Below are 13853 nucleotides of genomic sequence, written 5' to 3' on the forward strand. Positions count from 1 at the left end.
GAAATGCCCTGCTCTATAGATATCTATAAAAATTCTCTGATGTGCTTTAATTATTAAAAAAAGGCTTGTATATAATAGGGTAAGGTTGGCTTTTATTAAGTATTCCCGAGATGGCGTTCCTTAGCAAAAATTTTTTATCATTCTGGCTTTCAAAAAATTCTCGGATTTGAAGAATACGGGTAACTAAGTTTATGAAGTACTAGTGTTTGTTATAAAGTGTCTTTCTTGTCTATCACTTAAATTTCTATATTCTGCACAGCTTCGTAATTTATTAACGCGACTAGCATGGATTAATCTCTATCAAAAAATGAAAAAAAGGCATCCATCAATGATGTGCATAGCTTTTAAAAACCGCCCTCATTTGTTAGAAGAACGTTTTAAATCGATTCAATCTAAAATGAATTCACACATTAAAGTTTGCCTTGTTAGAATGAAGAATTAACTGAAGGCTTAGACTATCTCTAACCTTGGTAAAAAACTTCTTGTTTTCAGGTATAGTTATTTTAATCGCTGGCATAGCTGAAAAATGTTACCGTCAACATCTGTAAATGTTTGCAACTTAACCTCACCTGGTATTTCAATAATTCCATCAATCAGGTTGATTTGTTTGCGTTCTAATTCTTCACACGCTTTTTCAATATTATCCACTGTAATTGTTACAATTGCATTAGTTCCAGGCTTATAGCCAAAATCAGCATTAGCCTGAGCTAGGCCTAAACGCGCCCCTTCCTTGCCTGAAAGCTCGGCCCATCCAAAATGTTCATTAAACTCACGAAGTTCGAAGCCCATAATCTCTGTGTAAAATTTAATAGCACTATTAATATTCGAGACAGTAATCCACACGAGCTGCATACCAATAGGGTTCATAATATTTCCTTTAAAATTTTTTGAGCTTAAAAAAACCGAATGTTTCTTAAGAAACATTCGGTTAGGAATTTGCCGATGACCGGACTCGAACCAGCACTCTATTGCTAGAAGTAGATTTTGAGTCTACCGCGTCTACCATTCCGCCACATCGGCAAATATTGATGTTAATATCATACATATCTGCTCAATTTTGTCAAAAGAATTACCATCGATGAAAATTACCGAATGCTTGACTCCATGAATAGTGCACTTTTTGTTTAGTTTCCCAGTCGTAGCGAACTTGTACAGAGAGATAAGGGTAAGAATGACGATTATCGAAGTCTCTTCCTTCACTTTTTTTTATCAACTTTAAAAAAATCTCTTGATTGTACCATGGTTTAGTAGAAACCTTACTGTCTCCTTTTTCATAACGTTTAAATTCTTGAAAATCTTTTAACCCCTTATATTTAGGCATCTCTTGATAATAATTCAAAATCAATTCAACAATCTTTTCAGGTTGGTACTCCAGCCCTTGAACGTAAAAATCGACTTCTGCACCAATGAGATGTTTATTAAGTTGATACGATGGGGAAGGATCCACATACACATTATGATCAGGGCAGCAATGGCCACAGGTAATTACGACTCGTTTATTTGTTTTAATCTGAATGTAATTTAATAAATCAATTAAGATAGAATAAATAAATTCTTTTTGATTTTTAAGAGGAAGACTATGTTTTTGTGGACCCCCACAATCATAATAACGGACTAGTTCTTTTTCTTTTTGAACTAGACGTACAGGATTTAAACTCGTTCCTTTACAACGAAAAAAATCTTTAGTAATTTTTGGATAAGCACCAGATTGTTTTTCTTCCCAAGGATAGGTTTTACGTTTAACAAAAATCATTGGTTCAACTTGAATCTGAGAATCTTCGTGGTGACGATAAATATATTCTCCAGTTAATGAAGAAGGAGTAGCTGTGGATTTAGAGGAAGAAGAACAACTAGTAAGAAAAATAAAAAAAATAACCAGAAATTTTAAGGGTAATAGATTTAACTCATTAGCTATGATAACTTGAAACATATGACAATTTGCCCATTTATTTTTGGAATTTGTTATTATATCATTTTTAAAATAAACATTTCTCAAGAAGGTAAATTTCAGTAGATTTATGAATTGGATTCAACATTATCAACTTTTTTTATTTGATTTCGATGGACTTCTGGTCAATACCGAAATTTTACACTTTCAAGCCTATCAAAAAATGTGTGAACAAAGGGGATTTAAAATTAATTGGAGTTTTGAGCAATATTCAGGATTCGCACACCACCATGCCAATGGCTTAAGGGATGCTATATACGCTCAATTTCCAGCCCTTTATCAGCAAGAATCTGAATGGAATATCTTATATGAAGAAAAGAAAAAAGCTTTTATGAAACTTTTACAAGAAGGCCATGTACAATTAATGCCAGGTGTTAGCGATCTTTTACTGGCATTAAAAGAAGCTAATATTAATCGGTGTGTCGTTACTCATTCTGCTTTTCAACTTATTAAAACTATTCGAGAACAAAACCCTATTTTAAACTCCATTCCTTATTGGATAACAAGAGAAGATTATACTCACCCCAAACCTGACCCACAGTGTTATTTAACCGCTATCGAAAGATATGCTGAAAAAGAAGATAAAGTAATCGGTTTTGAAGACAGCCCAAGAGGATTAAATGCTCTTTTACAAACTCAAGCAAAAGCTGTTTTAGTTTGCCCTCCTAATTCCCCTTACTTAAATGAAATATTAGCTCCTGAATTAAGCTATTACCCAAATTTCAATAAGATTACAGAAAATAATCATCCTTAAAAAAATTAAAATTAATCCAAACATCCATTTTCATTTTCGTAAAAAACTTGAATAAGAAAAAGTCCTTCAGGTGGAGCAGCAAGGCTTGCCTGACGACGATTTTTAGCAGCAAAAATCTGATTAATTTCTTCTATAGCTCTTTTATGCGAAGCAACATCCATTAAAGTTCCAACGATGTTTCTTACCATCTTATACAAAAATCCATCCCCTTCAAATTCTAATCGAAGACCTCCTTCGTTTGGTTTGATATCTAAACGATAAAGAGTTCTTACTGGATTTTTAGCTGCAGTTCCTCTGTGAGCTTCATTAGCAAATGAGGTGAAATCATGAGTGCCCGTAAATAAAATAGCCGCTTTTTTTAATATATTTACATCTATTTTTCTTTGGAAATGCCAGCTATATAAACGTTGAAAGGGGTCCATCACTTTATTTAAATGCAAATAATAATGATATTCTTTTCGAATGGCACTGTACTGCGAATGAAACCGAGGTGAAACAGGCTCCACTGCTTTAATACGAATATCGCGCGGCAATAATCCATTTAAGGAAACATGAAGGCGTGATAGATCGATATAGTCTTGAAAATGAAAATGAGCTACTTGCCCTTTGGCATGAACTCCAGCATCCGTGCGCCCTGAACCTACCAAAACAACTTTTTCTTTTTTTAAAAGAATGCAAAGAGCTTCTTGAATTTTTTGTTGGATGGAAGAAGCATTGGGTTGGATTTGCCATCCGCTATAGTTCGTTCCATCGTAAGCAATCGTTAATTTATAGCAATGCATGATTTTTTAAAATACTTTGAGCGATCAGAAGATCTTCTGGTGTTGTAATTTTAATATTAAGATAAGATCCCTCAACCACTTTGACTGGTTTATCTATTAATTCCACTAAGGAAACATCATCACTTACAGTTAATTCATTTTTTTGAGCAACAGAAAAACCGTCATAAAGAAGTTTTAGCCTCACAATTTGGGGTGTTTGCATTTCCCAAAGAAATGCGCGATTTGGAGTATTGACGATAAATTGCTTTTCTTCACAAATCTTAATCGTCGCTTTTACTCGTACACCCAATACAGCAGCCCCCCATTTTTCCGCTTCCACAACAGTTTGTCTAATCCGATCGATTTCAATAAAAGGACGGGCAGAATCATGGATACAAACCAAGGGATTGCCAGCTATTAATTTAATTCCATTCCATAAAGAATCTTGTCTACGCAATCCTGGCCTCGCAAAAATAAGAGGCTTATTCAACTTATAGACTGTAAAAAGTTGTTCGTATTGAGGTTCGCAAACAACAATCATTTGCTCAATTTCAGGCATTGAAGCCAATTTTTCAAAGCTATGTAAAGCAATAGGTTTTTCTTGAATAGTTAGATATTGTTTGGGAATAAGATTTTTCATTCTGGTTCCCATTCCACCAGCTAAAAGAACAACTGTAAAAGGAATTAGTTGATGTTCCATCTTATCCTTGTTTTAAAGTCATCAAGGTCAACTCAGGCGTAGCAAACCAACGAAAATGGATAACACTACCAATCCCACGATTAATGTAAGCCCATTTTTTATCCAAGATTTTAAGCCCTCGCTTATATTTTTTGTTCTCAAGCTGAGTAAATTTACTCCAAAAAAATGGAAGGTTAACCTGCCCTCCATGCGTATGACCTACTAATATAAGATCTCCGGGATATTTTTTAAGGATTTCAATTGTATCTGGATGATGAGAGAGAATAACACCTGGATACGCCTTATTGTATTCCCGAAAAGCTTTTTCAGGATCAAAGCGACCCAAAGAATACTCGCCGAGGCCACAAATATTCAATTGCTTATTCTTGTGAGAAATAGTTATTGTTTCATTATCAAGCGTTTGAAAAGGAGTTTCTTTCAGCAGCTCGCAAAGCTCTGCATGAATTAGGGCTGATTTTGCAGCGTCAGTCACCTTTCCTGTTAAGCGAATAGAACTCAATAAACGTCTAAACCCTTTTCCGATATTTGAAGAAGAAGAAGAAGAAGGATATTCCACATCATAATCCCCTTTTTCATTTATGGTCACAAAGCGGTCATAATCATGATTACCAAAAATGGTAAAGCAACCCAGGGGAGCCTGTAATTGATTTAAAAAAAATTTTAATTGTTCTTTCTTTTCGATTTTTGAACGGCATATCCAGTCTCCCGTAAAAACAATAATATCGGGTTTCAATCGTTTAATTTTATTAATTAACTTTTTTTCTAATCTTTTTGAAAATAAGTTGTTCCAGTGTAGATCACTAAATTGAAGAATAGTCAGCCCACTTAAAGACAAAGGAAGATTAGCAATAGGCAATGTTAACTTTGAAACACCTAATAATTGTGGTTCAATAAAACGAGGCCAAATTCCTATAATAGACACGATACACCAGAAATCCCAAAGCCATTCACTCCATGTCTTTTTAGTATTCATAACCATTCCATAAACATCGCTTAAAATTATTCTATGATTTTGCCTAATTGAAATTTCGATATTATAGCGGGGAAGGGAAAATAAATAAAAGGTAGACTAAGTAAAAAATGCGTCTGTAAATTTATGTTTACAGACGCATAATTAATTTAATTAAAGCTAAAAAGAATAACCGGAGCCAAACAAATTTTATTGTTTAGTACTAGACATCTCAGGTTCTTTTAAATGCTTGGCAATTTTGCTAGTCATTTTAAACATATCAATTGATTGATCTGATCCCAATACTTTACCAAGTTTGGCATCGGGATTGATATTACGTTTATTGGTTTGATCTTGTAATTTATTTTTTTTGATATAATCCCATACACGTTTGGTCACTTCAGTTCTTGGCATAGGGCCATTTCCAACGATTTCAGCAAGAACTTCGCTAACTTGCACGGGTCTCATAAACGCAGAATTTTTTTTGTCTTTAGTATCTTTTGTCATCCTAAATCTCCTTTGATATTGATGAACACTATTAAATGAGACACTGAGTCATCTTATTCGAATTCTTTTATTATCTCTGTTGGATTTTCTAGTCAAAACATTTTGTTTAGCAAGAATAAAAATCCAAAATGCAGATTAAAAAAGTACTTTAACAGAAAACAAAGATCCTTAGATACTCAAAACAAAAGAATTTTACTGTTAAATGGCAAGTCTCTCTTCTATTTTGATTTATAGGCCTCTTCTAATCAATAAATAATTTTTAACATGGTATAAAATTTATAATTAGGGCATCCTTTCACGTTTCATTGTTAAGATCTAATCGGAATAGGGTTTTAGAATGTCTATTGTTGGAGCAAAATGAGTGTAAATTTAGAGCAGCAAATTCGAGATTTGCGATATTTGGTAACCAAATTGCAAAAAACGCAATCGACATTTGAAAAAAATCTTATCCTCAATAACCTTTCAATTGTCATTGATTTTCTTCAAACAAACCCTGCCCTAAAAAAAATGATAAGTACCTTAAGTCCTGAGGGAGAATGCGCACTCAAATCTTTGATCGCGATTGGTCAAGGCTCTATTATTCTCCGCGATTTCATTGACCAAGATGAAAAATGTCTTAATCTATTGAAAAAATTGATGCACCAACTTGTTAGAATTGATGAATTTTATGCTTATATGGGAGGAATTGCTGGTTATCATTTAACAATCTTATCCATGATATCTTCTCAAAAAACAAAAAAAAATCCCATTCTCAACAACGTTAATTATATCAAGCCAGAAGGACTTTATTTAGGTAAAGAAACACCCCTAGTTAAACAAATGATTACAACAGGGATAGAAAATCTAGATAAAATTGCTGAAATTTACCCAGTGGGTGGAGCGGGAGATCGGCTTAATCTTATTGACGAAACTACTTCAACCCCACTTCCCGCAGCTGTTTTACCTTTTTTAGGGAAAACACTACTAGAAGGATTAATCAGAGATTTACAAGCAAGAGAATATCTTTACTTTAAACTTTACAATCGGCAAATCCAAACACCTATCGCCATGATGACCTCAATGGAAAAAAACAATCATGCGCATATTTTAGACATTTGCCAACATTCAAACTGGTTCGGTAGGTCTGCAGAACTCTTTCATTTTTTTATTCAACCCCTTGTTCCTGTTGTTACAGAAGAAGGAAATTGGTCTTTATCTGCTCTCTTAACTTTAAACTTGAAACCTGGAGGACACGGAGTCATCTGGAAGTTAGCTGAAGAACAAGGAGTGTTTGCTTGGCTACATGAAATCGGAATTCATCAAGCATTAGTCAGGCAAATCAATAATCCTCTAGCTAGTGTAGATAACTCAATCTTTGGTTTAATCGGCATTGGCTGTAAAAAGAAAAAAGCTTTTGGTTTTCTTTCTTGCGAGCGCTTACTTAATAGTGCCGAAGGCACAAACGTTGTTATTGAAACCTACTACCCAGACTATTTTGAATATCGCTTAACGAATATAGAATATACAGATTTTAATTTACGTGGCATCGGGGAAGAACCTGCTAAAAAAGGAAGTTCTTTTTCGATCTACCCCACAAATACCAATATTTTATTTGTCCATATTCCCGCTATACAAGATGCGTTAAGACTCTGCCCCATTCCCGGACAATTAATTAATATGAAAGCTAAGGTTCCTTATATAGATGCACAGGGAGCTATTTCTCAAATTTCTGGTGGAAGACTTGAATCGACCATGCAAAATATTGCCGATTACATGATGGATCGCTTTCCGAACCCATTATCAAAAGAAAGCTTAAAAAAAGAATTAAAGACTTTTATCGTATTTAACGATCGTTGTAAAACCATTTCTACAACAAAAAACTCTTATAAACCTGCAGAATCGCCTATTTCCACTCCTGAAAATGCCTACTATGATGTTTTATTAAATAATCAAAGATTATTAGCATCCTATTGTCAAATCACAGTCCCCCCTGAGCAATTTTTTGAAGATCAACTTCAAAATGGACCTTCATGCCTATTTCTCTTTCATCCTGCATTAGGTCCTCTTTATTCTATTATTCAACAAAAAATAAGCTTTGGGCGCCTCTCAAAAGGTTCAGAGCTCCAAGTCGAATTAGCAGAAGTAGATTTAAAACAAATTGATCTTGAAGGAAGTTTAATTCTTGAATCTTCTACACCACTTGGACAGTATAATGAACAAGGTATTCTCCATTACGGTAAAGAACCTCGCTGCTCCCTTCATCATGTGACAATTAGAAATCGAGGAATTGATTTTCAAAACACGCAACAATTTTGGAAAAACGATCTGGTTAGGCATGAATGTATGAAAGTGGTTTTGAAAGAAGGGGCAGAGTTTTATGCTGAGCATCTTACAATAGTTGGGAATCAATATTTTGAAGTTCCCGCTCATCATCGTTTAACTTTGAAAGCGACTTCTGGAAATAATTGGATCGAAGAATTGACTCCAATCCAACAACCAACTTGGGCATGGCTTTACCAAATCGATTCGAACAATACCATCCAACTCACTAAAAAATTTAACTCAAATTTTTAAATTTTCAGCTTGGACTTGGGCTTGGTAAAGCGATGGAGTAGGTCACGTTTTGGTTCATCTTGCTTACTGCTAATTGAACATTTTCTAAAGCTTTTTTTAAATCAGTATATTCTTTTTGATAAGTGTTTAAATCTTGTTCTGTTTTCTCGATTAAACTTTTAATAAATAATTCATATCTAGGAAGCCTTTGAACCATTGTAACGGCTATCGATTCGAAATGATTATTCAACTCTTCTTTTAGTTTATCGTTCAATTTTTCTTTCAATTTATTCGAGGGAAGCTTTCTTAAACAACTCAAATAGCGATTATAATAATGAGGAACGTTAATAAATGTTTGATAATTTAACCCCATCAAAATTCCTATAATCGTTTGGAAATTTGATTTGGTTTGAGATTTGTGTTGTAAAGCTTGAATGAAAAATTCAGAATAAAGCTTCAGTTTGTGAGCTTCCCCTAATAAATTCTCTAAAACTTGTTTGATTTGCGGTTCTGATTTATCAAGAAATTTAAAAAATTTTCCTTGGTGTATAATCATTTCTCTTAAATTTTCTAGTTTTTCTAAATTTCCAAAAAAGGTTTGTTCTGTCTCTATGATTTCTAAAAGAATTGAAGCGATTGCTTCATTCTTCTCTTCGATGGCAATGATGGGGCTAGTTTTTTCAACCTCAGATTTTTTTATTGGTATTATTTGTAAACAGTTAGAGGAGGGAGTGTTTTTTATATTTTTTTCTTTCTTTATACTTGATCCAAAAAAAATAGGCAGAGAATCAGATCTTGCCTTCCTTGTATGAATGGGCGAACTATCATTTTCCAATTCACTTTTGGAAATTTGCTCTATGACAGGCTCTTTATTTGAATCTTTCTTAATAAGACCCGGCATAATTTTGTCACCAATTTGTTCTTGCACAAGTTTGACTCGACTCTGTTGCAAACTCGGTGATGAGTGAGTAGGAGAAGAAGAAACTGATCTTCCTTGTAATTCGCCTATTGGGTTCGATGCTCTGTCAAAATTGACATTCTCAACGAGATTTAATCTTTTGACTTCTTGTGATGGATGCATTTTTAGCCTATTATTTTATTAAAAATAATTTAAATTAATTTTATATTTTAAATTAAAAAAAATAAATTTTTCAATATAAAACAATCAATAAAAATAATAGTTTATTCATTATAAATATTTTTGTTTTTAGAAAATTCAAAAAAAGATATGCTTATTATTTTTTAAATGCGGCCATGGCGGAATTGGTAGACGCGCTAGATTCAGGTTCTAGTCGGGGTAACTCGGTGGATGTTCGAGTCATCTTGGCCGCAATTTTTTATTCATTCAGATATCTATTGTTCTTTTACTCCATGCAATTCGCTTGAAATGTTTCCTTAAATCCATTAAATTTGATTCTCTCCCAACCATTTTGGAAATCAATCATCTATGCATCGTCACAATTTAAATAATATCCGCAATTTCTCAATCATTGCTCATATAGATCACGGAAAATCTACGCTTGCTGATCGTCTACTAGAGTTAACTAATACAGTTGCTGCCCGTGATATGCAAGAGCAATTGTTAGATGATATGGATCTGGAAAGAGAAAGAGGCATTACGATCAAAGCCCACCCTGTCACAATGTATTATAAAGGAAATGATGGGCAAACTTATCAAATTAACCTCATTGACACTCCAGGCCACGTTGACTTTACTTATGAAGTTTCGCGTTCTTTAGCGGCTTGTGAAGGAGCCATCCTTGTTGTTGATGCAGGTCAAGGCGTGCAAGCACAGAGCCTAGCCAACGTGCATTTAGCTTTGGAAAGAAATCTAGAAATTGTTCCGGTTATCAACAAAATTGATCTTCCAGCAGCCGATGTGGAAGGAGTGCGTAAACAAATCGAAGATCTGATTGGATTAGATGCCTCAGATGCAATCGGTTGTTCTGCAAAATCTGGTTTAGGTGTCAAAGATGTTCTTGAGAGAATTCTCACAGCAGTACCTCCTCCTCAAGAGCCAAAAGACGATTTATTAAGAGCTCTTGTTTTTGACTCTCACTATGATGTTTATCGAGGTGTCATGGTTTATATTCGTGTCATGAGTGGAGAAATCAAGCGGGGCTCACTCATTAAAATGATGGCCACCAACAAAAACTTTGAAGTATTAGAAGTGGGAATGTTTACCCCTAAAGAAAGACCTGTTGATCAACTCCGACCCGGAGAAGTCGGTTATATGATTGCCAATATCAAAACCCCTTCTGATGTCAAAATTGGCGATACCATTACTCTGCAAAAATATCCTGCTCCTGAAGCACTTCCAGGTTTTAAAATTATTTCCCCCGTAGTCTTTGCAGGAATCTATCCCATTGACGCAACGGATTTTGAAGGGCTCAGAGATGCATTAGGTAAGCTTCAATTGAATGATTCTGCTTTGCATATTGAGCAAGAAAGTAGTACAGCACTTGGTTTTGGTTTTCGATGTGGATTCCTTGGGTTGCTACACTTAGAGATAGTTTTTGAGCGAATTCAAAGAGAATTTAACATTGATATTATTTCTACAGCTCCTAGTGTTATTTATCGTTTTACACTTGATGATGGAGTAGTCAAAACTGTTGACAACCCCGCTCATTACCCAGATCCCACATTTATTCGAATGGTCGAAGAACCGTGGGTAAAATGTCACATCATGATTCCATCTGAATATTTGGGAGCTATCATGAACCTAGGAATGGATAAACGAGGAGTCTGTACGAAAACAGAAACCATGGATGCTCGTAGATTATTATTAACATATCGTCTTCCTCTCAATGAAATCATTACAGACTTTAATGACAAGTTAAAATCGATTACGAAAGGTTATGGATCGTTTGATTATGAATTTGATTGCTATGAACCAAGTGAAATAATCAAACTTGAAATTCGTGTTAATGAAGAACCTGTTGATGCCTTTTCTTGCTTAGTACACAGAACTAAAGCAGAGAGTAAAGGACGAGCTATCTGTGCTAAATTAGTTGAAGTTATTCCCATGCAGCTCTTTAAGGTTCCTATTCAAGCAGCTATTGGCGGAAAAGTTGTGGCACGAGAAACAATTCGAGCAATCACCAAAAATGTCACAGCAAAATGCTATGGGGGAGACATTTCTCGTAAACGTAAATTATGGGAAAAGCAAAAAAAGGGTAAAAAACGGATGAAGGAAATCGGAAAAGTAAACATTCCTCAAAGTGCCTTTATGGAAGTATTAAAAGCTGGAGATTAATTTTGGATAATTGGCAAAAGATAAATCTATTCGATCAAATCCATTTACGTTATTCTTTTGCAAATTTCTAGAGGGTTTATGTTGATTGATCACGCTGTTATACCATTGCAAGAAAGTTCTAGCCATTTCTTACCATCCCAACTAGAGAGTTTAAATTTTTCTCGCATTCCACAACACATTGCCATTATTCCTGACGGCAATCGACGTTGGGCAAGAAAACGATTATCCAGCTCAAATGAAGGACACCGAGAAGGAGCTGATATTTTAATGGAAACCGTTAAAGCAGCAAAGGAACTTGGAATTAAAGCAATTACATTCTATACATTTTCTACTGAAAACTGGTCTCGTTCATTTGATGAAATTTCTGCTCTCATGCTTTTATTTGCCTCTTATCTAAGCGAACAATGTGATTCGATGATTCAAAATGGAATTAAATTAGAAACCATCGGTGAGCTTGATCCTCTTCCTGAATTTTTAAAAGACACTTTGAAGGAAACAAAAAAAGCTACTTGTGCATGTGATCAAATTGATTTAATTCTTGCTATGAACTACGGTTCTCGCAATGAACTACAACGGGCTTTTACGAGGATATTGAATGAAGTCGAACAAGGAAATTTGAAAAAAGAAGAAGTGAATGAAACAACTATCGCTCAATATTTAGACACTCATCAATGGCCAGATCCCGAGCTATTAATTCGAACAAGTGGTGAAATGAGAATTAGTAATTTTCTTCTTTGGCAAATTTCTTATACAGAAATTTATATTGCACCTGTTCTTTGGCCAGATTTTACTCCTAACCATCTTCTGGAAGCCATTGTCGATTATCAGAAAAGAGAAAGAAGATGGGGAGGCGTATAAATTGGCAAATCAGTTTAAACAACGAGTTGTCACAAGCAGCGTGACTATTTTCTTAGTCATTATCTCGATTTATTTTTCTCATGTTCCTTACTTTAAACCTATTTTTGTATTACTTAATGCAGCAATTATTTCATTGGCTCTTCTCGAGTATTATCAATTGGCACATTATAAAGGATTTCAACCTTTAAATTTATTAGGGGTGGGAACAACAACAGCTTATGTCATCAGCAGTTTTTACGCTGGACAAGAATCTCATTTATCTGAACTTCCTCTTTTTGTTTTATTAGGCTGTCTTCTACTATTTTTTTTAGCCTATTTTAATAAACAGTTAGAACCTTTAGGTAATATTGCTGTCAACCTATTCGGAATTGGCTATGTCGTCATCCCTTTGACATGTGCTTTGCAAATCAATTATTTTTCATCTCCTCATATATCTGATGGACGTTTGTGGCTCGCCTATGCACTTGCTGTTACCAAAATGACAGATGTTGGTGGATATATAAGCGGAAAAATTTTCGGAAAAATCAAATTAGCTTCTCATATTAGCCCCAAAAAAACTATCGAAGGTTCCATTGGAGGTTTAATATTGTCTCTTTTGACTAGCCTAGCTTTTTATTATTTTGTATTCCCTTTTAAACATCCAATCCCTTTTTGGCAAAGTATATGGCTAGGATTAGCCATCAGTGTACTTTCTCAATTCGGAGACTTATCTGAATCCATCTTAAAGAGAGACGCTGGGGTCAAAGATAGCAGTCAACTACCTGGTTTAGGTGGTATCCTTGATATGACAGATTCTCTTGTTTTTACCTTGCCTTTAGTGTATCTTTGGCTAAAAGTTTCATGACATGAGTAAAATCTTTCCTCTATAATATGAGGATATTAAATATGAGAAATTTATGATCATTACTATTGATGGCCCTGTTGCAACAGGAAAAAGTACAATTGCAAAAAAACTTGCGGAATCTATTGGCTTTATTTTTTTTGATACAGGCGCTATGTACCGCGCTCTTACATTTGGAATTTTAAAAAATCAAATTGATCTTTTCGACCCCGACACTCTTCAAAATTATCTTGACCAATTTCAATTTGATATCAAAGTGTTTCATCATGACAGGCATTATTTTGTTGATAAAGAAGATGTCTCCAAGCTTATTCGCGGAAAAGATGTCACTTCATCTGTTTCTAAAGTCTCTGCCATTAAAGCTGTTCGAGAAAAACTCATGGCAATTCAACGCGAGCTTGCGGAGGGGGTAAATGCTGTGTTTGAAGGTCGCGATATGGGAACTGTTGTTTTTCCTAGTGCGAACATCAAAATTTTTCTGACTGGACGCAATGATGTGCGTGCGAAAAGACGGTATGATGAATTAACCTCAAAATTCCCCGAGGAAACAAAAGAACTTACTTTAGAAAAATGTTTGGAAGAAATCACTAAACGAGATAACTATGATTCTACTCGTGAATATTCTCCTTTATGCCAAGCAGAAGACGCTTTTGTTATCGATACTTCTGATTTAAGCATCGATGAGGTTGTTTATAAAATATTAGAATATAAAGACACCATTAAGACGAAACGGCCAAGTTAGACTTT

The 13853-nt window shown here is 34.7% G+C and carries 13 protein-coding genes and 2 tRNA genes; 7 read left to right on the forward strand and 8 right to left on the reverse strand.

Going from position 1 to position 13853, the window contains the following annotated elements; genetic code table 11:
* Positions 1-498: 498 nt before the first annotated feature.
* From BU804_RS05200 to BU804_RS05210, 3 genes are all read right to left on the reverse strand, one after another.
* Positions 499-867, reverse strand: coding sequence for a VOC family protein (locus BU804_RS05200; RefSeq protein ID WP_075883260.1), 369 nt, complete (start codon positions 865-867; stop codon positions 499-501).
* Positions 868-937: 70 nt separating this feature from the next.
* Positions 938-1020: transfer RNA gene (locus BU804_RS05205), tRNA-Leu, on the reverse strand.
* A gap of 49 nt (positions 1021-1069) precedes the next feature.
* The gene (locus BU804_RS05210; RefSeq protein ID WP_075883261.1) at positions 1070-1930 is read right to left on the reverse strand and encodes a hypothetical protein; all 861 of its coding nucleotides are present in this window, start codon (positions 1928-1930) and stop codon (positions 1070-1072) included.
* 88 nt (positions 1931-2018) lie between these two features.
* On the opposite strand from BU804_RS05210, the gene BU804_RS05215 reads away from it, so the two are divergent.
* Positions 2019-2702 (forward strand): HAD family hydrolase, encoded by a 684-nt coding sequence (locus BU804_RS05215; protein ID WP_075883262.1) that lies wholly within the window; start codon positions 2019-2021, stop codon positions 2700-2702.
* An 11-nt stretch (positions 2703-2713) separates the two neighbouring features.
* Here the strand turns inward: BU804_RS05215 and truA are convergent, their stop codons facing one another.
* The 4 genes from truA to BU804_RS05235 form a co-directional block, all read right to left on the reverse strand.
* The gene (gene truA / locus BU804_RS05220) at positions 2714-3484 is read right to left on the reverse strand and encodes a tRNA pseudouridine(38-40) synthase TruA (protein ID WP_011174878.1); all 771 of its coding nucleotides are present in this window, start codon (positions 3482-3484) and stop codon (positions 2714-2716) included.
* Positions 3471-4163, reverse strand: coding sequence for a 2-C-methyl-D-erythritol 4-phosphate cytidylyltransferase (ispD, locus tag BU804_RS05225; RefSeq protein WP_075883263.1), 693 nt, complete (start codon positions 4161-4163; stop codon positions 3471-3473). The genes truA and ispD overlap by 14 nt, the downstream gene beginning before the upstream one ends.
* 1 nt (position 4164) lies before the next feature.
* Entirely contained in the window at positions 4165-5136 is a 972-nt protein-coding gene (gene lpxG, locus BU804_RS05230) for a UDP-2,3-diacylglucosamine diphosphatase LpxG (protein ID WP_079988618.1), read from the reverse strand.
* Between the two features lie 186 nt (positions 5137-5322).
* Positions 5323-5619, reverse strand: coding sequence for an SWIB/MDM2 domain-containing protein (locus BU804_RS05235; RefSeq protein WP_011174875.1), 297 nt, complete (start codon positions 5617-5619; stop codon positions 5323-5325).
* Between the two features lie 357 nt (positions 5620-5976).
* Between BU804_RS05235 and BU804_RS05240 the strand changes: the two genes are divergently transcribed.
* Positions 5977-8172 (forward strand): UTP--glucose-1-phosphate uridylyltransferase, encoded by a 2196-nt coding sequence (locus BU804_RS05240; protein ID WP_079988619.1) that lies wholly within the window; start codon positions 5977-5979, stop codon positions 8170-8172.
* A gap of 4 nt (positions 8173-8176) precedes the next feature.
* Here the strand turns inward: BU804_RS05240 and BU804_RS05245 are convergent, their stop codons facing one another.
* A complete protein-coding gene (locus BU804_RS05245) occupies positions 8177-9232 on the reverse strand; it encodes a RhoGEF domain-containing protein (protein WP_075883265.1) in 1056 nt (351 codons plus the stop codon).
* 167 nt (positions 9233-9399) lie between these two features.
* Here BU804_RS05245 and BU804_RS05250 point away from each other — a divergent pair.
* The 5 genes from BU804_RS05250 to cmk all read left to right on the forward strand — a co-directional run bounded on the left by BU804_RS05250 (position 9400) and on the right by cmk (position 13848).
* Positions 9400-9483 (forward strand) — tRNA-Leu (locus tag BU804_RS05250).
* A 115-nt stretch (positions 9484-9598) separates the two neighbouring features.
* The gene (gene lepA / locus BU804_RS05255; RefSeq protein ID WP_075883266.1) at positions 9599-11407 is read left to right on the forward strand and encodes a translation elongation factor 4; all 1809 of its coding nucleotides are present in this window, start codon (positions 9599-9601) and stop codon (positions 11405-11407) included.
* A gap of 78 nt (positions 11408-11485) precedes the next feature.
* On the forward strand, positions 11486-12265 hold the full coding sequence (gene uppS / locus BU804_RS05260; RefSeq protein ID WP_075883267.1) for a polyprenyl diphosphate synthase: 780 nt from the start codon (positions 11486-11488) through the stop codon (positions 12263-12265).
* Between the two features lies 1 nt (position 12266).
* Complete coding sequence (locus BU804_RS05265; RefSeq protein ID WP_075883268.1) at positions 12267-13109, forward strand: phosphatidate cytidylyltransferase; 843 nt, start codon at positions 12267-12269, stop codon at positions 13107-13109.
* Between the two features lie 52 nt (positions 13110-13161).
* Positions 13162-13848, forward strand: a complete 687-nt coding sequence (gene cmk, locus BU804_RS05270) for a (d)CMP kinase (RefSeq protein WP_075883269.1) — start codon at positions 13162-13164, stop codon at positions 13846-13848.
* Positions 13849-13853 lie beyond the last annotated feature (5 nt).

Source organism: Candidatus Protochlamydia sp. W-9 (assembly GCF_001950615.1).
GTDB lineage: Bacteria > Chlamydiota > Chlamydiia > Chlamydiales > Parachlamydiaceae > Protochlamydia > Protochlamydia amoebophila.

Coding starts and splice junctions, on each gene's coding strand:
- BU804_RS05200 (WP_075883260.1), bottom strand. CDS start 867: ATGAACCCTATTGGTATGCAGCTCGTGTGGATTACTGTCTCGAATATT.
- BU804_RS05210 (WP_075883261.1), bottom strand. CDS start 1,930: ATGTTTCAAGTTATCATAGCTAATGAGTTAAATCTATTACCCTTAAAA.
- BU804_RS05215 (WP_075883262.1), top strand. CDS start 2,019: ATGAATTGGATTCAACATTATCAACTTTTTTTATTTGATTTCGATGGA.
- truA (WP_011174878.1), bottom strand. CDS start 3,484: ATGCATTGCTATAAATTAACGATTGCTTACGATGGAACGAACTATAGC.
- ispD (WP_075883263.1), bottom strand. CDS start 4,163: ATGGAACATCAACTAATTCCTTTTACAGTTGTTCTTTTAGCTGGTGGA.
- lpxG (WP_079988618.1), bottom strand. CDS start 5,136: ATGAATACTAAAAAGACATGGAGTGAATGGCTTTGGGATTTCTGGTGT.
- BU804_RS05235 (WP_011174875.1), bottom strand. CDS start 5,619: ATGACAAAAGATACTAAAGACAAAAAAAATTCTGCGTTTATGAGACCC.
- BU804_RS05240 (WP_079988619.1), top strand. CDS start 5,977: ATGAGTGTAAATTTAGAGCAGCAAATTCGAGATTTGCGATATTTGGTA.
- BU804_RS05245 (WP_075883265.1), bottom strand. CDS start 9,232: ATGCATCCATCACAAGAAGTCAAAAGATTAAATCTCGTTGAGAATGTC.
- lepA (WP_075883266.1), top strand. CDS start 9,599: ATGCATCGTCACAATTTAAATAATATCCGCAATTTCTCAATCATTGCT.
- uppS (WP_075883267.1), top strand. CDS start 11,486: ATGTTGATTGATCACGCTGTTATACCATTGCAAGAAAGTTCTAGCCAT.
- cmk (WP_075883269.1), top strand. CDS start 13,162: ATGATCATTACTATTGATGGCCCTGTTGCAACAGGAAAAAGTACAATT.